The 18322-nt window shown below is 64.7% G+C and carries 18 protein-coding genes; 8 read left to right on the plus strand and 10 right to left on the minus strand.

What is annotated here, in order from left to right:
* The first annotated feature begins 6 nt into the window (after positions 1-6).
* The 7 genes from C4K38_RS12935 to dctM all read left to right on the plus strand — a co-directional run bounded on the left by C4K38_RS12935 (position 7) and on the right by dctM (position 8296).
* A complete protein-coding gene (locus C4K38_RS12935) occupies positions 7-1170 on the plus strand; it encodes an acyl-CoA dehydrogenase family protein (protein WP_053278711.1) in 1164 nt (387 codons plus the stop codon).
* A 10-nt stretch (positions 1171-1180) separates the two neighbouring features.
* On the plus strand, positions 1181-2530 hold the full coding sequence (locus tag C4K38_RS12940) for an MmgE/PrpD family protein (protein ID WP_053278712.1): 1350 nt from the start codon (positions 1181-1183) through the stop codon (positions 2528-2530).
* Positions 2531-2550: 20 nt separating this feature from the next.
* The gene (locus C4K38_RS12945) at positions 2551-3756 is read left to right on the plus strand and encodes a CaiB/BaiF CoA transferase family protein (RefSeq protein WP_053278713.1); all 1206 of its coding nucleotides are present in this window, start codon (positions 2551-2553) and stop codon (positions 3754-3756) included.
* Between the two features lie 324 nt (positions 3757-4080).
* Positions 4081-4896, plus strand: a complete 816-nt coding sequence (locus tag C4K38_RS12950; protein ID WP_053278714.1) for an HpcH/HpaI aldolase/citrate lyase family protein — start codon at positions 4081-4083, stop codon at positions 4894-4896.
* A 409-nt stretch (positions 4897-5305) separates the two neighbouring features.
* Positions 5306-6295, plus strand: a complete 990-nt coding sequence (gene dctP / locus C4K38_RS12955) for a C4-dicarboxylate TRAP substrate-binding protein DctP (protein WP_053278715.1) — start codon at positions 5306-5308, stop codon at positions 6293-6295.
* Positions 6296-6380: 85 nt separating this feature from the next.
* Positions 6381-7013, plus strand: coding sequence for a TRAP transporter small permease (locus C4K38_RS12960; protein WP_053278716.1), 633 nt, complete (start codon positions 6381-6383; stop codon positions 7011-7013).
* Positions 7013-8296 (plus strand): C4-dicarboxylate TRAP transporter large permease protein DctM, encoded by a 1284-nt coding sequence (gene dctM, locus C4K38_RS12965; RefSeq protein WP_053278717.1) that lies wholly within the window; start codon positions 7013-7015, stop codon positions 8294-8296. The genes C4K38_RS12960 and dctM overlap by 1 nt, the downstream gene beginning before the upstream one ends.
* A 190-nt stretch (positions 8297-8486) precedes the next feature.
* Here the strand turns inward: dctM and C4K38_RS12970 are convergent, their stop codons facing one another.
* Positions 8487-9104 carry a DNA-3-methyladenine glycosylase family protein gene (locus C4K38_RS12970; protein WP_053278718.1) on the minus strand — a complete coding sequence of 206 codons (618 nt, stop codon included), beginning with the start codon at positions 9102-9104 and terminating at the stop codon, positions 8487-8489.
* Positions 9105-9254: 150 nt separating this feature from the next.
* Here C4K38_RS12970 and C4K38_RS12975 point away from each other — a divergent pair, with 150 nt between their 5' ends.
* The gene (locus C4K38_RS12975; RefSeq protein WP_053278719.1) at positions 9255-9665 is read left to right on the plus strand and encodes a T6SS amidase immunity protein Tai4 family protein; all 411 of its coding nucleotides are present in this window, start codon (positions 9255-9257) and stop codon (positions 9663-9665) included.
* A gap of 27 nt (positions 9666-9692) precedes the next feature.
* Here C4K38_RS12975 and arsH read toward each other — a convergent pair whose 3' ends face one another.
* From arsH to C4K38_RS13015, 9 genes are all read right to left on the minus strand, one after another.
* Positions 9693-10427 (minus strand): arsenical resistance protein ArsH, encoded by a 735-nt coding sequence (arsH, locus tag C4K38_RS12980; RefSeq protein WP_053278720.1) that lies wholly within the window; start codon positions 10425-10427, stop codon positions 9693-9695.
* Positions 10427-10897 (minus strand): arsenate reductase ArsC, encoded by a 471-nt coding sequence (locus C4K38_RS12985; protein ID WP_053278721.1) that lies wholly within the window; start codon positions 10895-10897, stop codon positions 10427-10429. Before C4K38_RS12985 ends, arsH begins: the two co-directional genes overlap by 1 nt.
* 353 nt (positions 10898-11250) lie before the next feature.
* Complete coding sequence (locus C4K38_RS12990) at positions 11251-11586, minus strand: hypothetical protein (protein ID WP_053278722.1); 336 nt, start codon at positions 11584-11586, stop codon at positions 11251-11253.
* Positions 11587-11644: 58 nt separating this feature from the next.
* Positions 11645-13726, minus strand: coding sequence for a hypothetical protein (locus C4K38_RS12995; protein ID WP_053278723.1), 2082 nt, complete (start codon positions 13724-13726; stop codon positions 11645-11647).
* Positions 13719-14492: a copper chaperone gene (locus tag C4K38_RS13000; protein ID WP_053278724.1), complete on the minus strand. Its 774-nt coding sequence runs from the start codon at positions 14490-14492 to the stop codon at positions 13719-13721. The genes C4K38_RS12995 and C4K38_RS13000 overlap by 8 nt, the downstream gene beginning before the upstream one ends.
* Before the next feature lie 10 nt (positions 14493-14502).
* Positions 14503-15987: a tyrosinase family protein gene (locus tag C4K38_RS13005; RefSeq protein ID WP_053278725.1), complete on the minus strand. Its 1485-nt coding sequence runs from the start codon at positions 15985-15987 to the stop codon at positions 14503-14505.
* A 277-nt stretch (positions 15988-16264) separates the two neighbouring features.
* Complete coding sequence (locus C4K38_RS13010) at positions 16265-16582, minus strand: DUF7693 family protein (RefSeq protein WP_053278726.1); 318 nt, start codon at positions 16580-16582, stop codon at positions 16265-16267.
* 190 nt (positions 16583-16772) lie between these two features.
* A complete protein-coding gene (locus C4K38_RS32715) occupies positions 16773-16907 on the minus strand; it encodes a hypothetical protein (RefSeq protein ID WP_262387389.1) in 135 nt (44 codons plus the stop codon).
* Positions 16908-17047: 140 nt separating this feature from the next.
* Positions 17048-17986, minus strand: coding sequence for an alpha/beta hydrolase (locus C4K38_RS13015; RefSeq protein WP_053278727.1), 939 nt, complete (start codon positions 17984-17986; stop codon positions 17048-17050).
* Positions 17987-18322: the final 336 nt, after the last annotated feature.

Here is an 18322-nt window from a genome sequence, read left to right on the forward strand (position 1 = left end):
CGTTCGATGAACCCCAACAGCAACGAAGAATTGAATGCCATCCGTGAAGGCGTGCGTGCCCTGTGCGCCGAGTTCGACGCCGCCTACTGGCGCCGGATCGATGAAGAAAAAGGTTTCCCGGAAAGCTTCGTCAAGGCCCTGACCGACGCCGGCTGGCTGGCGGCGATGATCCCGGCCGAATACGGCGGCTCGGGCCTGGGCCTGGCGGAAGCCTCAGTGATCCTCGAGGAGGTGAACCGCTGCGGCGGCAACTCCGGCACCGTGCACGGGCAGATGTACAACATGTTCACCCTGCTGCGGCACGGCAGCGAAGCGCAGAAGCGCTTCTACCTGCCGAAACTCGCCAGCGGCGAACTGCGCCTGCAATCGATGGGCGTCACCGAACCTACCACCGGCACCGACACCACCAAGATCAAGACCACCGCCATCAAGCGCGGCGACAAGTACCTGATCAATGGGCTGAAGGTGTGGATCTCGCGCATCCAGCATTCCGACCTGATGATCCTGCTGGCGCGCACCACGCCGCTGGCCGAGGTCAAGAAGAAGTCCGAAGGCATGTCGATCTTCCTGGTCGATTTGCGCGAGGCTATCGGCCATGGTCTGACCGTGCAGCCGATCGCCAACATGGTCAATCACGAGACCAACGAGCTGTTCTTCGACAACCTGGAAATCCCCGCCGACAGCCTGATTGGCGAGGAGGGCAAGGGCTTCAAGTACATCCTCGACGGCCTCAACGCCGAGCGCACCCTGATCGCCGCCGAGTGCATCGGCGACGGCCGCTGGTTTATCGAAAAGGCCAGCCAGTATGCCCGCGACCGCGTGGTGTTCGGCCGGCCCATCGGGCAGAACCAGGGCGTGCAGTTTCCCATCGCCGAAGCCCATGTCGAGATCGAGGCCGCCGACCTGATGCGCTGGCGCGCCTGCGAGGAATACGACAGCGGCGGCAACGCCGGGGCCAGCGCCAACATGGCCAAGTACCTGGCGGCCAAGGCCTCCTGGGAGGCGGCCAACGCCTGCCTGCAGACCCACGGCGGTTTCGGTTTCGCCTGCGAATACGACGTCGAGCGCAAGTTCCGCGAGACCCGCCTGTACCAGGTGGCGCCGATCTCCACCAACCTGATCCTGTCCTACGTCGCCGAGCACCTGCTCGAACTGCCGCGCAGCTTCTGAGGAACCGAGCATGAGCCATACCCAAGCCTTGGCCGGGTTCCTTGCCGGCCTGAACTACCAGCAGCTGCCCGACAGCGTGCTGGCGCGTACCGAAGAGCTGTTCCTCGACTGGCTCGGCTCCGCCCTGGCCAGCCAGGGCGCGCATCCGATTCCGTTGTTCGAGCGTTACGCGCAGCATATGGGCCCGGCCGATGGCCCGGCGCGGATCCTGGTCAACGGTCGCGGCAGCTCGGCCTATTTCGCCGCCCTGGTGAACGCCGCGTCCTCCCATCTGGTGGAGCAGGACGACCTGCACAACAGCTCGGTATTGCACCCGGCCACCGTGGTGTTCCCGGCGGCCCTGGCGGCGGCCCAGGACCTGGGCAAGTCCGGCCGCGAGTTGCTGCTGGCGGCGGTGACCGGTTATGAAGCGGGGATTCGCATCGGCGAGTTCATGGGCCGTTCCCATTACCGGATCTTCCACACCACGGCCACCGTCGGCACCCTCGCCGCGGCGGTGGCGGTGGGCAAGCTGATGGACTTCGACCAGACGCAGTTCATCAACCTGCTGGGCAGCGCCGGGACCCAGGCCGCCGGGCTCTGGGAGTTCTTGCGCGACGCCGCGGACTCCAAGCAGTTGCACACGGCCAAGGCCGCGGCCGATGGCTTGCTCGCCGCCTACCTGACCCGGGACGGGCTGACCGGCGCGCGCAATATTCTCGAAGGCGAGCAGGGCGTGGCCGCGGGCATGTCCTGGGATGCCGAGCCGAGCAGGCTGTCCGATCGGCTCGGTTCGCGTTGGGCCTTGCTGGAAACCTCGTTCAAGTTCCACGCCTCCTGCCGCCATACCCACCCGGCCGCCGATGCCTTGCTGGCGCTGATGCAGCGTGAAGGCCTGGGCCATGAGCAGATCGCCCGGGTGGAAACCCGCGTGCACCAGGGCGCCATCGATGTGCTGGGGCGGGTGAAGGTGCCGCAGACCGTGCACCAGGCCAAGTTCTCCATGGGCACCGTGCTCGGCCTGATCGCCGTGCATGGCAAGGCCGGCTTGCCGGAGTTCCATGAGCTGGCGCTGAACGATCCGGCGGTGGCGGCGTTTCGCGACAAGGTGTCGATGGTCCTCGACCCCGAGGTGGACCGTGCCTACCCGCAGCGCTGGCTTGGCCGGGTAGTGGTCAGCACCGACGACGGCCGTACCTTGCACGGCGCCATCGACGAGCCCAAGGGCGATCCGGGCAATGGCCTGTCGCGGGCGGAGCTTGCGGACAAGTTCCAGCGCCTGCTGCGCTTCTCCGGCGCGCGCACGCCGGAGCAGGGCGCGGCCCTGATCCGCCAGGTGTGGCACCTGCGCGACACCGCGCGACTGAACGAACTGCTTTGAGCCAGCCCCGAGGACGTTTTATGACAACCAACACCGCACAACCCCGGCCGCTGGACGGCATCACCGTGGTCAGCCTGGAACATGCCATCGCCGCGCCGTTCTGCACCCGCCAACTAGCCGATCTCGGCGCACGGGTGATCAAGGTCGAGCGCCCCGGCAGCGGCGATTTTGCCCGCGGTTACGACGAACGCGTGCGCGGCCTGGCCTCGCATTTCGTCTGGACCAACCGCTCCAAGGAAAGCCTGACCCTGGACCTCAAGCAGGACGCCGCCGGCGACATTCTGCAAAACCTGCTGGCCCAGGCCGACGTGCTGGTGCAGAACCTCGCGCCGGGCGCGGCGGCGCGCATGGGCCTGTCGTTCGAGGCGCTGCATGAGCGTTTTCCGCGGCTGATCGTCTGCGACATTTCCGGTTATGGCGAGGGCGGTCCCTATGAGAAGAAAAAGGCCTACGACCTGCTGATCCAGAGCGAGGGCGGGTTCCTGTCGGTGACCGGCGGCCCGGGCGAGGAACAACTGGCCAAGGCCGGCTGCTCGATCGCCGACATCGCCGCCGGCATGTACGCCTACAGCGGCGTCCTCTCGGCGCTGTTGCTGCGCGACAGGACCGGGCAGGGCAGCCGCATCGACGTGAGCATGCTGGAAAGCCTGGTGGAGTGGATGGGCTACCCGATGTACTACGCCTTCGACGGCGCGCCGCCACCGCCCCGGGCCGGCGCGGCGCACTCGACCATTTATCCCTACGGGCCGTTTCCGGCGGGGGACGGCGGCACGGTGATGCTCGGCCTGCAGAACGAGCGCGAATGGGCGGCGTTCTGCGACAAGGTGCTGTTGCTGCCGGAGCTGGCCGGCGACGAGCGCTTCTCGGCCAACTTCAAGCGCTCGGCCAATCGCGAGGCGCTGCGCCAGATCATTGTCGACAGCTTCGCCCGGCTGACGGTGGAGGAGGTGATCGCCCGGCTGGAACAGGCGCAGATCGCCAGCGCCCGGGTCAACGACATGCAGGGCGTGTGGCAGCACCCGCAACTCAAGGCCCGCGACAGCTGGCGCGAGGTGGACAGTCCGGCCGGCAAGCTGCCGTCGCTGCTGCCGCCGGCGCGCAATGCCGCGTTCGAACCACGCATGGACGGCGTCCCGGGGCTGGGCCAGCACAGCGGCGCGATCCTCGCCGAACTGGGCTTGTCTGCCGAGGCCATCGAACAGTTGCGGGCCAATGGCGTGATCTGAGATCCGTAGGCTTGCACTGCTTCTGTAGGAGCAGCCGGTCGACGCTCGATTGCTGGCGAAGAGGGCCTTGAGGTTTGCATCAGCCTTTAGGGCCTCATCGCGGGCAAGCCTCGCTCCTACAGAGGCGGGTACGCACAGGCCCGCAGGCTTGCATCGCTTCTGTAGGAGCCAAGCTTGCTGGCGAAGAGGCCCTCGAGATTTGCATCGGATTTGCGGGCTTATCGCGGGCAAGTCGGATCGCCGCCCGCTCGCTCCTACAGAAGAGGAAATCTGTCGTGTCCCGGTGTTCGGGAACGGCCCCGCATCACATACAAGGAATTCAACATGTCCAACCCTATTGTCCGCTCTGCCTTGTTCGTGCCGGGCAGCCGTCCCGAGCGTTTTAGCAAGGCCCTGGCCAGCGGCGCCGATGCGGTGATCGTCGATTTCGAGGACGCCGTGGAAGAGCCGCTCAAGCGCCAGGCCCGGGACAACCTCGGCCAGTTCCTCAACAGCCAACCCCAGGTCAGGTTGTGGGTGCGGGTCAATGCTCCGGAGCATGCCGAACATGCCGCCGACCTGGCGTTCTGCAAAGGCCACGCCGGGGTCGCCGGCATCCTGCTGCCCAAGGTCGAAAGCGCCGCCCAGGTGGCTACCGTGGCGGCCATCGGCAAGCAGATCTGGCCGATCATCGAAAGCGCCCGAGGGCTCTTGGCTTTGGCGGAAATCGCCCGGGCTCCCGCGGTGCAGCGCCTGTCTTTCGGTGGCCTGGACCTGGCGCTGGACCTCAACCTCAGTAGCGGTTCGGCGGCGGCGCAGTTCGCCCTGGACCAGGCGCGGCTGGCGCTGATCCTGCATTCGCGCGCCGCCGGGTTGGTCGCGCCGCTGGATGGCGTGCACCCGGCCATCGACGATCCGCAAGGTTTGCGCGCCTCTATCCGCCACGCCTACGAAATGGGCTTCGGCGGCGCCCTGTGCATCCACCCGAAACAGGTGCCGGTGATCCACCAGGCCCTGGCCCCCAGCGCCGAAGACCTGGCCTGGGCGCAACGGGTGGTGGACGCTGGCAGCCACGGCGCCGGCGCCTACCAGATCGACGGCCAGATGGTCGACGCGCCGGTGCTGCTGCGGGCCCAGCGCTTGCTGGCGCTGGCCTCTTAGGCAGCCCTGGCGGCTGGCAAGGGATCGTGCAGGCTGCTTCTGTAGGAGCGGCCGGTCGACGCTCGATTGCCCGCGAAGAGCACACCACGGAATACCTGACGCACCGCGTCATCGTTCATCGCGCGCAAGCTGCGCTCCTACAGAAGCGTGCGTATGACAAAAGTCCGCCGGCTTGCATGGCTTTTGTAGGAGCAGCCGGTCGACGCTCGATTGCTGGCGATGAAGTCCTTGAGCTTTGCATCGGCCTTGAGGGCCTATCGCGGGCAAGTCGGATCGCCGCCCGCTCGCTCCTACAGAAGAAGCTGTGGCGTTCGGTGCAGGTGAACGCAGGTATCAAAAATTCGAAATTCTCAATACGCGTGCCCTTAGGCACTCTGCGATCAACCACAACAATAAGAAGGTGAAGTCCATGTTCAAGCTCTCTCGGGCGTTGTTCTGTGCCGCCGCATTGCTGGGCGCCGGTCTCGCGCAGGCCGCCGACCCTATCGTGATCAAGTTCGCCCACGTGGTGGCGGAAAACACCCCCAAGGGCCAGGGCGCCCTGTTGTTCAAGAAACTGGCCGAGGAGCGCCTGCCGGGCCGGGTCAAGGTCGAGGTGTATCCGAACTCCTCGCTGTTCGGTGACGGCAAGGAAATGGAGGCGCTGCTGCTGGGCGACGTACAGTTGCTCGCGCCATCCCTGGCCAAGTTCGAGCAGTACACCAAGAAGATCCAGATCTACGACCTGCCATTCCTCTTCGACAACCTCGCCGCCGTCGACCGCTTCCAGCAGGCCGAGGGCAAGCAACTGCTGACCTCCATGCAGGACAAGGGCATCCTCGGCCTGGCCTATTGGCACAACGGCCTCAAGCAGCTGTCGGCCAACAAGAAACTGGTGGAACCCAAGGACGCCCGTGGCCTGAAGTTCCGCGTGCAGGCCTCCAGCGTGCTGGAGGAACAGTTCAAGGCGGTGCGCGCCAACCCGCGCAAGATGAGCTTCGCCGAGGTCTACCAGGGCCTGCAGACCGGCGTGGTCAATGGCACCGAGAACACCTGGTCGAACTATGAAAGCCAGAAAGTCCACGAGGTGCAGAAGTACTTCACCGAGACCGACCACGGCCTGATCGACTACATGGTGATCACCAACGCCAAGTTCTGGACCGGCCTGCCGCCGGATGTGCGCGGCGAGCTGGAAAAAATCATGGCCGAGGTCTCGGTGCAAGTGAACAAGCAGGCCGAAGCCCTGAACCAGACTTCCCGGCAGAAGATCATCGACGCCAAGACCAGCGAAATCGTCGCTCTGACTCCCGAGCAGCGTAACGAGTGGCGCGAAGCCATGCGCCCGGTGTGGAAGAAGTTCGAGGGCGATATCGGCGCCGACCTGATCCAGGCCGCCGAAGCCGCCAACCAGGCGCAGTAAGCACGCCCTGGCCGCTGCGCTCGCAGCGGCCCATCGGCAGCCGTTATCGGGCTGCACTCCACTGGCACTTTCGCGGAGAACCTCAATGCACAGGCTGAGGCGGTTCTGGGAACATTTTGAAGAGGCGTTCATCGCCTTCCTGCTGGCGGCCATGACGCTGGTGACTTTCGTCTACGTGGTGCTCAACAACCTCTACCCGCTGTTCTACTCCATCGGCGATGCCTGGGAAGGGGGCAGCGCGCTGTTCCTGGGGATCGGCGACTTCCTCATGGAGCTGGCCCAGGAGATGGTCTGGAGCGTGGCGCTGACCAAGATGCTGTTTGGCTGGCTGATCTTTTTCGGCATTGCCTACGGCGTGCGCACTGCCGGGCACCTGGGGGTGGACGCGCTGGTCAAGCTGGCCTCGCGCCCGGCCCAGCGCCTGCTGGCGGTGATCGCCTGCCTGTGCTGCATGGTCTACGCCGGGCTGTTCATGGTCGCCAGCTTCAAGTGGCTGATGGCGCTGATCCAGGCCGGCATCGAAGCCGAGGATCTGGACCAGTTCGGCATTCACCTGTCGCATATCGCGATGATCGTGCCCTTCGGTTTTGCCCTGGTGCTGATCCGCTACCTGGAAATCATGTGGCGCATCCTCATGCGCGGGCAGATCAACCTGGGCCTGGCCGATGAGGCGGCCGAGGCCAGCAAGCTTGCCAGTCACCACGAGGATCAGCACTGATGGCCATTCTCTGCCTGTTTCTGATGCTGTTCGTCTTCATGTTCCTCGGCGTGCCGATCGCCATTTCCCTGGGGCTCGCCGGCGCCACGTCGATCCTGCTGTTCAGCCCGGACTCCCTGAGTTCCCTGGCGATCAAGCTGTTCGAGACCTCCGAGGCTTACACCCTGCTGGCGATCCCGTTCTTCCTGTTGTCCGGGGCCTTCATGACCACCGGCGGCGTGGCGCAACGCCTGATCGATTTCGCCAACGCCTGCGTCGGGCACATCCGCGGCGGCCTGGCGATTGCCGCGGTGCTGGCGTGCATGCTGTTCGCCGCGCTGTCCGGCTCGTCGCCTGCAACCGTGGCTGCTGTGGGTTCGATTGCGGTGGCCGGCATGGTGCGTTCCGGTTACCCACGGGAGTTCGGCGCCGGGATCATCTGCAACGCCGGGACCCTGGGTATCCTGATCCCGCCGTCGATCGTAATGGTGGTGTACTCGGCGGCCACCGAAACCTCGCTGGGCAAGCTGTTCATGGCCGGAGTCGTCCCGGGGCTGCTGCTGGGCGTGATCCTGATGGTGGTGATCTACATCGTCGCGCGGATCAAGAAGCTGCCGGCGCAACCGCGGGTGTCGTTCCGCGAATGGCTGAGCACCGCGCGCCGGGCCTTCTGGGGCCTGCTGTTGCTGGTGATCATCCTCGGCGGCATCTACAGCGGCCTGTTCACCCCGACCGAAGCGGCGGCGGTGGCGGCGGTGTATTCGGCCTTCGTCGCGCTGTTCGTCTACAAGGACATGCGCCTGCGCGACTGCCCGAAAGTGCTGGTGGAGTCGGGCCGGCTGTCGATCATGCTGATGTTCATCATCGCCAACGCCATGCTCTTCGCCCATGTGCTGACCACCGAGCAGATCCCGCAGCAGATCACCACCTTCGTCATGGATGCCGGGCTGTCGCCCATCGGCTTCCTGCTGATGGTCAACGTGGTGCTGCTGGTGGCGGGCAGCTTTATGGAGCCTTCGGCCATCGTGCTGATCCTGGCGCCGATCTTCTTCCCGATCGCCATGAAACTGGGCATCGACCCGATCCACTTGGGGATTGTCATGGTGGTCAATATGGAGATCGGCCTGGTGCATCCACCGGTGGGCCTGAACCTGTTCGTCACCTCGGCGGTGACCGGCCTGAGCCTGGGCCAGACCATCCGCGCGGCCTTGCCGTGGCTGATGATCCTGCTGGCGTTCCTGATCCTGGTGACCTACGTGCCGTTCATTTCCCTGGCGCTGCCGAACTGGCTGGGGATGAACTGAAACGCTGGTGCGCTGACGGGGTGTGCATGGTCTCTGCAGGAGCCAAGCTTGCTGGCGATGAGGGCCTCTGGGGCGATGCTGTTCTTGAGATCGTCATCGCGGGCAAGCCTCGCTCCTACAGGGGCGTGGCGCGGAATCGAGATGGACACGCTTGCGTAGGAGCAGCCGGTCGACGCTCGATTGCCGGCGATCAACGCGCCGGCACCCGCCACAGATACCAGGCCGCCACCGTGCGGTAGGGGCGCAAGGCCTGGCCGATCTCGATCATCTGCTTGCGCGTCGGCTGCCGCTCCAGGCCCTTCAGGCGGCGGTAGCCTTCGCGCACGCCAAAGTCGTCGGCGGGCAGGATGTCCAGGCGTTCCAGGCTGTAGATCAGCAGCATCTCCACGGTCCAGCGACCGATGCCGCGCAGGCTGGTCAGGCGCTCGATCAGCGCCTCATCGTCCATGCTCCGGGCCGTCTCGTAGTCCGGCACCACACCGCTCAGGGTCGCCTCGGCGATGCCACGAATAGTGGCGATCTTGCCGGCGGAAAAACCGCAGGCGCGCAATGGCTCGAAATCAGTGGCAAGGATCTGCTCAGGGGAGGGGAAGGCCGCCGGGCCATACAACCCAAGAAAACGCCCGAGAATCGCATCGCCGGCGCGGGCATGCAGCTGCTGATAGGCAATCGCCCGCACCAGCGCCTCGCAGGGTTCGCGGGCCGGCTTGGCCTGGTGCAGGCAGGGGCCGACTGCCTCGACATGACGAGCCCAGTCGGGGTCGAGCCCGGCCAGAAAGGCACGGGCCTCAAGAAACGGATCGGGCATGGCAAGTCCTGGGCGAAGGGCGTCGCCAGAGATTAACCAGCAATGCCCGACGCCGCACTCGGTCTCTTGCGCTGGAATTCGTGGTGCGGGATTTGGATTTGCGGATTCTTGTGTGAAGCTTGAGGAACAAGCTTTTTGGGAGTTGAAAGGATGACGCGTTGGTTCGCGGCGTTTTGCCTATGTCTGCTGTGCTCTTTTGCTGTTAATGCTGCTGATCTACCCAAGGCTCGTGAAATGCTCAAGAACTACGGGCTGGCTAATTGCATCGACAGTCAGTTCAAGGAGCCGTCCGCAATCAAAGAGGATATCTCGTTGGCCATTGGTGCCTACTCTTTCATGGGAAAGGGCATGCACATGATCGTGCAGAATGAAGACACGCAGGAGGTGCTGCATGATCCTTATGCGGCAACAGAAAAATTCATCCTGGATGCCTACCAGAAGACCTCGGCCTTGAGTAAGTACTCTGATCAGAAGATGGTGTTTTATGGATGCCTGGACGTTTACAACTCCCAGGCATTCGACGCGTTTGTCAGAACACAGGATCAGTATGTTCCTCAGTAAGTGAAAGTCTGTGCCGGGGTTGCAATATCAGATCGAACGCTGATTGACCCGGCTGGACAGTGCCGCGGCGCTTTCCTTGCGTTCCGAGTAGCGGTCCACCAGCAGATCGGCGCGGCCGCGCAGGAGCAGGGTGAACTTCATCAGTTCTTCCATCACATCCACCACCCGGTCGTAGTAGGGCGAGGCCTTCATTCGGTCGTTGTCATCGAACTCGAGGAAGGCCTTGGGCACCGAGGACTGGTTGGGGATGGTGAACATGCGCATCCAGCGGCCCAGCACACGCAGCTGATTGACCGTGTTGAACGACTGCGAGCCGCCGCAGACCTGCATCACCGCCAGGGTCTTGCCCTGGGTCGGGCGTACCGCGCCGAGGGTCAGGGGGATCCAGTCGATCTGCGCCTTGAACACCGCCGACATGGCGCCGTGGCGTTCCGGCGAGCACCAGACCTGGCCCTCGGACCACAGCACCCGTTCGCGCAGTTCCTGGACCTTGGGGTGATCCACCGGTGCATCGTCCGGCAGCGGCAGGCCGCTGGGGTCGAAGATATAGGTTTCGGCGCCGAGGAATTCGAGAATGCGCGCCGCTTCCCGGGTCAGTAGGCGGCTGAACGAGCGCTCGCGGGTGGAGCCGTAGAGCAGCAGGATGCGCGGTTTGTGCGCGGCTGTTGCCGGGGTCTCCAGATGCTCCGGCGCCAAGGTTTGCAGCAGTTCGAGATCGAGGGCGGACAGCTGTTCTTCGCTGGGTTTGTGGTCGTCGTTCATCACAGCGCTCCGATGCGGTCGAGGGCGTTTTTCAGCTCGGTGGGCGAGAGGTGGTCGAGGTCCAGGGCGAAGAAGGCGGCGAAGCGTTGGCGGATCTTCTGCACGGTCTGTTCGAAGGCGGCCTGGATCGCCTGTTCATCGCCCTGGACCTGCGAAGGATCTTCCAGCCCCCAATGGCTTTTCAGCGCCGGGCCGAAATACACCGGGCAGGGCTCGCCGCCGGCCTTGTCGCAGACGGTGATGACGATATCGGGCGGGCTGTCGGCGAAGGCTTCCGAGCCTTTGCTGTACAGGCCTGCGGTGCTGACGCCGGCCTGTTCCAGGGTGGCCAGGGCGCGGGCGTTGAGCGTGCCGCTGGGGAAGCTGCCCGAACTCACCGCCTGATGAGCGGCCGGCGCCAGATGGTTGAACAGGGCTTCGGAAAGAACGCTGCGGCAGCTGTTGGCGGTGCACATGAAGAGGATTTTCATCGGGGCTTCCGGGCAGAGGGGCTGGGCCAGGGCGCGAAATGGGCGTCGCTGGTCTAAATATATGAATATCCGAATATACGTATGGAGTGGGAAATTGCCAAGTACCCGGCATGGTGGGCGGTCGAACGGATGCCCGGTGAGAGACGTGCTACGGCTGGAAGATGTTGCAAGTCAGGGGCACGCGCAGGCTCGAAACCGATTCAGCCGGTGAGCGCCGCGGCCTGGCTCTGGCGCTGCGCTAATGGCGGTCTTCGCCTTGCAAGCGACGCCCTCCCGCGGGAATCGGGACAGCGAATTCTTACTGCCGCACGCCTGCTTCGGTGAAGCACCGATAGCGGGCGGCGCGGCAGCCTCTACAGCAGCTGGTCGATCAACACCGCATTGCTATAGATCAGGCTGCCATCGCTGGCTCGATGCCCCACCAGGTGGAACTGGCCGCGGCCGTGCTGCAGGTAGACGCGCATCCGGCAGTCGGACAGGGGGCTGTACCCCTCGGGCATGATCAGCTCCATGGTGTCCATGTTGACGTCGACCATGGCCTCCTGTTCATGGGTTTTCTGCAGGCGTTCCTCGGCTTCTTCCAGGCGCAGGTGCAGGGGGCCATCGACGTAGAAATGGATCTCTCCCAGCGACATGGATTTTTGCCCATCGCTGGACTTGCACCAGCCTTCGATTGTCAGGGCGCTCATGATGAGACCTCCATTGTGAATGGCGGGGCTTTGTGGTGCTGCCCCATTCTCAATGCCATCACTGTTCAGACCGCTGCGAGGGCCGGTTCGTTTCCTTGGCGGGCGCCTGGCGGGCTACCGCGGGTCGCGTCAGGTCTTCGCGGGCCGATGGTCGCAGACGCCAGGCTTTTGCCAGCTTGCGGGCAGCCTTTTCCGGCAGCACCGTGGATCCGCTGTGCCGCACCGCCTTGGCATGCTCGGCAAGCCCTTCGACCAGTGCGGCCCATTCCGGCCGCGGGTCGTTGACATAGTCCCAGCCCAATCCCAGCCAGGGGCAGCGTCCACCGATCCAGGCCTGCACCGCGGGTGTCGCGCGCCGGATATAGTCAGGGGCCTTGGCCGCCTTGGGTCGGAGCGCGCGCGCCTTGACGGCCGGTATTTGTAGCTGTGGGGTGCCGTCTGGCTCGAGAGTCACCCGCATGGCCCCGAGCAAGGCAATGTCGAAGGGCACCGGCTGACCCTGGGCGGCATAAAAATACGCCAGGCGCCGGATGCTGTCGTAGTCGGCAACGGCGCGGTACAGGTAGGCGCAGATCACGCCCAGCATGGGGTCGGCATGCTTTTTATGGCACACGCCGGCGGCGAACTGGTCGATGTCTTCGGCCTGTAGCCGGCCAGCGGCGAAATCGTCGATCGCGCCGAGCATCGCCAGGTATCTGTCGGGGGCCTTGGGCATTCCATAGGCCTGGAAAATATCGCCGAGGGGGCTGGGCATCACCACGGCGTACTGACCCGCATAAGGCACCACCGGTGTGAAGCTGCCATCGGCCAGCTCCACCAGGACCGGCATCCCCTGGGGATCGCTGGTGGCGCGGAACGTCTCGAACAGCGAGGTGCTGTCCAGTCGCTCGATCGGGGCCCGGGACAGAAGCTTCGCGCCCTCGCCGTAGACGATCAGGTTGGCCTCGCCGGGGTCGCCGATCTGTTTCATCCGGCGGCGAACCTCGGTGGCCGCGGACTTGCGCATATCGGCGGCGGCATCCGCCTCCAGGCGCTGGACCAGCGCCTTGACCTTTTGCTTCTTCTCGGGAAAACGCGGGCTCTGCTGGCGGAGCACCACCAGGTCCTGCAGCAGCTCCTTGCTGGAGTCGGGAATGGTGATCATCTGGTCGGCGGGAACCGCCAGGTCATGCTGCTTGAGCCCGAAATCGGCGCCGAGCATGCGCTGGCGAAAGGCCGCGTCGCTGTGTACCCGCTCAAGGTTATGCTCGGCGGAGTCCACCGGGCCGGCGGCCGTGGACGGGCCCATGGTGGCGGCGTTGCCCGCGGCTGGCCAGGGCTGCAACCCGGCGGGGCCCGGCAACGGCTTGGCGGTGTTGTAGAGCACGGCCGGTTCCGGATCGACCAGGCACTGCGGATTGAGCTTGAGGCGATATTCTTTCGCCCGCTCGGTGGTGCGCGAGCGCACGCACATGCCGAGGGTCGCGGTGGTGATCAGGCCATTGCTGATGGCGGTCGGCTCGATGCCCCACAGCGCATCGGCGATCACCCCGGAGAACACGCATTTGCCCGGAGCGCCGGACATCGGCTCGGACACCATGTAACCCAGCTGCCCGTCCTGGCAGGCGGCCAGGCGATCGAACTTGGGGTTTTCCACTTGCGTGCCTTGCACGACGATCCCGCGCACCGCATCCAGTCGCGTCAGGTCGAGACTCTTCGGCGCTTCGCGGCAGGCATCGGTGATCAGGGTGATGCGCTGTACGCCGTGCAGTAGCAGCTCGGTGTAGAACGAGTCGGCCAGGACGCGGTATTTCTGGCGCAGCGAATCGCTGAACAGCCAGGAGATCGAGCCGATATTCGCGTCGGTCAGGCCATGGCCGCAAAACGCCAGGATCAATTGCTCGACCACTTCCGCTCCCGAGGGGAACAGCTCGTCCACCGCTTGTTGCACCCGCTCGCGGGTGACCGGATTGCCCTGGCCGTCTATGGGGCCGTCGTCGACGATCCTGACGTTGTCGGCGCCGAAGCCCGAGCGCAACGCCCAGTCGCCGATCGAACGGGCGGCGAGCACGGCGCCGTCGAGGTAGGCGAAACGCAGTGTCTGGTTGGGCAGCGGCGTCAGCGTGCTCACGCCGATCGTCAGGCAGGTCCGTCTAGTCATGGGAGTGCGCCACCTTGCGCGTAATAAGGAGCCAGAGATCGAGTCGAGGGAGCATCGCTGGCCAGTGCCAGCGCGGCCGATCGCCCGGTGCCAGGCGTTCGACCAGCATGATGGCCCCGGCCACCAGCATCAGCGGAATGTGCCAGGCCCCGCCCAGCAGTGGCACCAGCATCCAGGCCCAGCACGAAGCGATGCACAAGGCCCCGTGGGTTGCGCCGAAGACCAGGCAATCGCGGTCGGCGGCCCAGCCGAACAGACCGATCCGGCGCATGCGGTGGCCACGGTTGAGCGCCGCGCGCTGCCACGGGCTGGCGCTCCACAGCAGGGCAGCCAGCAGGGCCGTGGTCAGTGACGCGCCGGCGACGCTCAGTTGCAGCAGCAAGGCGAGCACCATCAGCAACGGTCCGGCGGCCATCCATAAGGCCGTGTAACCGAGCAGGAACACGAGCGCCGCACGGATGCGCCGGCGCGGCAGGCTGGAGTGCCAGACATGCATGAGCGGCATCGCCAGCAGGGGCGGCATCATCGCCAGCAGCATCAGGGCCCAGTCGGCCAGCATGTGCTGCGCCGGGTTCAGGGCCAGCTCCGCTTTCAGCGCGGTGGGCCAACTGGTGACGATGGACAGCCCACCCACAGCGCTGCAGAAGGCGGGAAGGGTGCTGTGCCCGGTGGTGTAGAGACACAGGGCCAGGCCCAGCCCGGCCGTTGCGAACAGCAACGGCCAGGGCGCCCGGGTGAAGCTGAGCAAGACCGGTCCGGGTTGCATGAGGCGTTACTCAGCTGACGATACCACTGCGCTTGAGCACGCTGATCCGCTCCACGGTCACCGGTTTATCCGCCGATACCTGCTCGCCCGGGACCAGGGTCACCCGCAGATAGTCCGGATCGAAATCGCCAGCATCGGTCAGGCGCTGGGCCAGGTCGGTGATGTCGATGGTATAGCCGAGCCCATGGCCGCCGTGGCCACCGTCCGGGCGCGAGGCGACGTTCAGCCCGAACAGCGTCAGGCTGCCGGCATGGCACTCGGGATGCTGTTGCGGATCGCTGTCTTTCGGCAGGTTGATGTAGACCGCAAGCTGCGGCGAGGGCGCGGAGCCGCGCACCGATTCCAGCGCCAGGTACAGCCGGGTCACCGGCTGGCCCAGGTCGGTGGCGCCCATCGCGGCGATGCCGGTGCTGGTGGCCTGGCGATCGAGGTCGACCTGGGTGCGCACCGGCGCGCCGCCGACCGTGACCACCGAACGGTTGGCACCGATAGGTTCGATGTTCTGTTGTTCCGGCGCACCCATCTTGACCCGTGTCACGGCCTCTACTCCTGGTTTCACGCCCGTGCCGATGCTCAAGTCGGCATAACTCGGGTGCAATTTGCCACCCTTCAAGGTGTCACGGCCGGTGAATTTCATGCCAGGGTCACTGCCACCGACCGTCGGCATGATGAAACGGCGGTCGGCCGGACCGTCGAGCCAGCGCGGATCGCGGACCATGGTCTTGCCCGCGGTGTTCATCCAGGCCTCCCAGAGCCGGTCGACGTTGCAATGGTGCAACCAGAAAATCGGGTCCAGGGCGGCGAGGTAGGGATCGGCCATGAAGCCTTCGCCACCGCCGATCAGACGATGCACGGTGTTGTGCGGGTTGTTCTCCAGGTCGCCGGTCCAGCGGGCGAACTGGGCGAAATTGCCGGTGACCCCGCCACCGAAGCCGATGCTGCCGTCATTGCCGACCTGGAAATCGTTCTCCTGCATCGCCGCCAGGCTGAAGGCATCGAGGGAGTTCGGCCGCAGCGTGGTAAAGCCCTGCCGGCGAGGGTATTTCTTCAGCGGGTTGGGGCTGCCGTCAGGCAGGGTGTTCGCCAGGAATGCTTCCGGGGCCCGCCGCGCCTCCGGGTTTTTGTTGTTGAGGTAGTTCCAGTACGGAAGCGCCCAGTCGTCGCCCGTCAGTTCCTTCACCTTGGCCGCGACAATTGCCTCGAAGGCCGCCAGGTAACCGCGGTGCCAGGACAGGAAGTACCAGCTGCCGTGCTGGCACTGGCTGCCGTAGGTAAAGTTGGTCAGGTCCTTGGGAACCGGATCGGCATCGCCCAGGACATTCACCTCAACCCACAACTGCCGGTCGAAGCCGTGCATGGCGCCGAGAAACTTCCAGCTGTTGCGGTTGGTGATCGGTAGTTTGTCCAGTTCGCGCATGGCCAGCGCGTAGTTGAGCAAGACCTTGTTGTTCCATCCGGAGCCGAGTGTTGCCACATCCTGTCGAGTCGTGTTCATGAATGCACCTCCCTTGCAGCATCAGGCCGGGTGGCACCTGTGGCGCCACACCCCTCGCAATCCTTTGCCGCTGGCGACTTCATGTTCACGGCGGAACTGCGCTCATGAGGCCCGCAGTGCTGGTGCGCGCCTCTTCGAAAATGAGTATAGAAGCCCGGGAAAAACGCCATGGCCGATTCCGATTATCCCGATGAACGACATGGGTTTTGCTTGCTTGTGCGGACGGGCGGGGGATTGGCGTGGGTCTATTGATGGGTGCAGTGCAGGAATCGTGGCTTCACAACGCCTGCAGCAGGCGCTGCAACTGCTGGTGTTCCCAGATGCTCAGGAGTTTGACCGGGTCGGTGCCGTAGCGCTGCCAGGCGTCGAGCGTCTCGACCCGGCCATCCGGCGAAAGGCACTGCTCGCAGTGGCTCAGGCTCTGGCCATGGCTGACCAGGGTCAGGGCCCAGCCGTCGATGTCGAGCCGCACCTGCCAGCTATCGTCCGCAGTCAATACGCGGTGGCTCGATGGGCCCAGGGTGCGGGTGCCGAGGGCCAGCTCTCTGAGCACCTGGCAGATTTCCCGGGCGGTGAGGGCGGTGATGCTTTGCATGGGGACGATCTCGGGCATGGACGGCGGCTATTTTGCCATTGTTGTCGGCCGGCATCAGGCGGGATGACGGATTCCTTGAGCCGAAAAAATACCCGTATCGCGAGAGACGGGCATTTTTCATGGGCCTCCACCAGGTCCAGGCGGGGCTGGCCGGGAGGCCATCAGCGGTATTCAGGGGCGGGGGCAAGGCTTACTTGGCGGACTTTCGCGCGCCGGACGAGCGCCAGGCCTTTTCTTCCCCGGGATGCTGCACGGCCAGGTAGGCCCTCACGCCCAGTCCCGCCAGACAAAAGACCATGCCTGCGATGAATTGAAATGTAGTCATGACATGCCTCCAAAACAATCAACAGGGGACCATCTCATTTAAGCCGCGCAGGGGCCAGCCGGAGTTGTTACAGGTTGTCTAAGGACGAGGTCATTCCGCTGATGCCGGAGGGTGTAACGGCAACGGTGCTGGTTCGTGGCTCAGCTGGTCGGCACGCGGGCCGGCACTGCCGCGGCGACCTTCGCCGGCCGGGCGTGCAGCAGGGTATTCAGGGCCTGGCGATAGCGCTCGCCGGCCAGGTGCATGCTGTTGTTGTGGGTGGCGCCGGGAACCAGCAGCAGTTGCTTGGGCTGCTGCGCGGCGTCGAACAGTTGCTGGCTGAAGCGCGCGGGCACGTAACGGTCGTCCAGGCCGTGGACGATCAGCAGCGGCATGCCGATATGGGCGATCTTGTCGAGGGAGTCGAATTTCTGCGACAGCAGCCAGCGCACTGGCAACGAGGTGTTGCCCAACTCGGCGGCGATAGCGGCCAGGGAGGTGAACGAGGATTCGACGATCAACCCGCGCGCCGGAATCGGCGTGCCGTCGCTGGCCGCCTGTTGCCCCAGTTGCGCGGCCAGTTCCACCGCCACCGCGCCGCCCAGGGAATGGCCATAGATCAGGCGCTTGCCAGCGTCGGGTTGCAGCCTTTGCAACTGCTCCCAGGCAATCCGCGCGTCCTCATAGACGCTGGTTTCCGACGGTGGCTCACCAAGGCTCTGGCCGAAGCCGCGATAGTCGATGGCCAGTACCGAGAACCCCAGGGCGTGCAGTTGCTCGATGCGGAACAACTGCCCGGTGAGGTTCCAGCGCACCCCGTGCAGATAGAGGATGGCCGGCGCATCGGCCCGCTGGGCCGGCCACCACCAGGCATGAATGTTCTGTTCGGGCTTGAGGCTGTCGCCCTTGAACTCCAGCTCGCGCACCCCGGCCGGCAAGCCGCGATACCAGCTGGCGTTGCCCGGTTCGACGCGAAACACCAGCTCGCGCTCCTTGTGCTCCAGCACCTGGCAGCCCACTGGCAGGCCTATCAACAGGGCAGCCATGCCGAGCAGCGAACACCGGCGAGAGCGCCAGCGCGAGAGAAACGAGGAGGACATGGGCTGTGGCACCGCGCACGGATAAAAACCGCGTTTTAGCAGATGCACTCACCAGCCCAATAATCATTTCGCCAATCTGTGGCTGGGGAAGCTTTACAAAATGTGGCGGCTGACCCGAGGGCCAGGGCGCTGAAAGATGAGGTTATAGCCCTTGAGGCGGACTGTCGGTCCATGGATGAAAAGCCGGGCGTTTGCCTTGAGAATTATGATTTATTGGATCCATTAAGGCTGGGTTCTGTAGCCATTCACAGCCATAGGACCCTCAATAGCCTGTGCCCTCTAAGTCTGGTCGATAATCGCCCGGAAATATCAGCCAACGACTTATTGATTAAATCA

Origin of the sequence: Pseudomonas chlororaphis subsp. piscium, from assembly GCF_003850345.1 — a bacterium.
Lineage (GTDB): Bacteria > Pseudomonadota > Gammaproteobacteria > Pseudomonadales > Pseudomonadaceae > Aquipseudomonas > Aquipseudomonas piscium.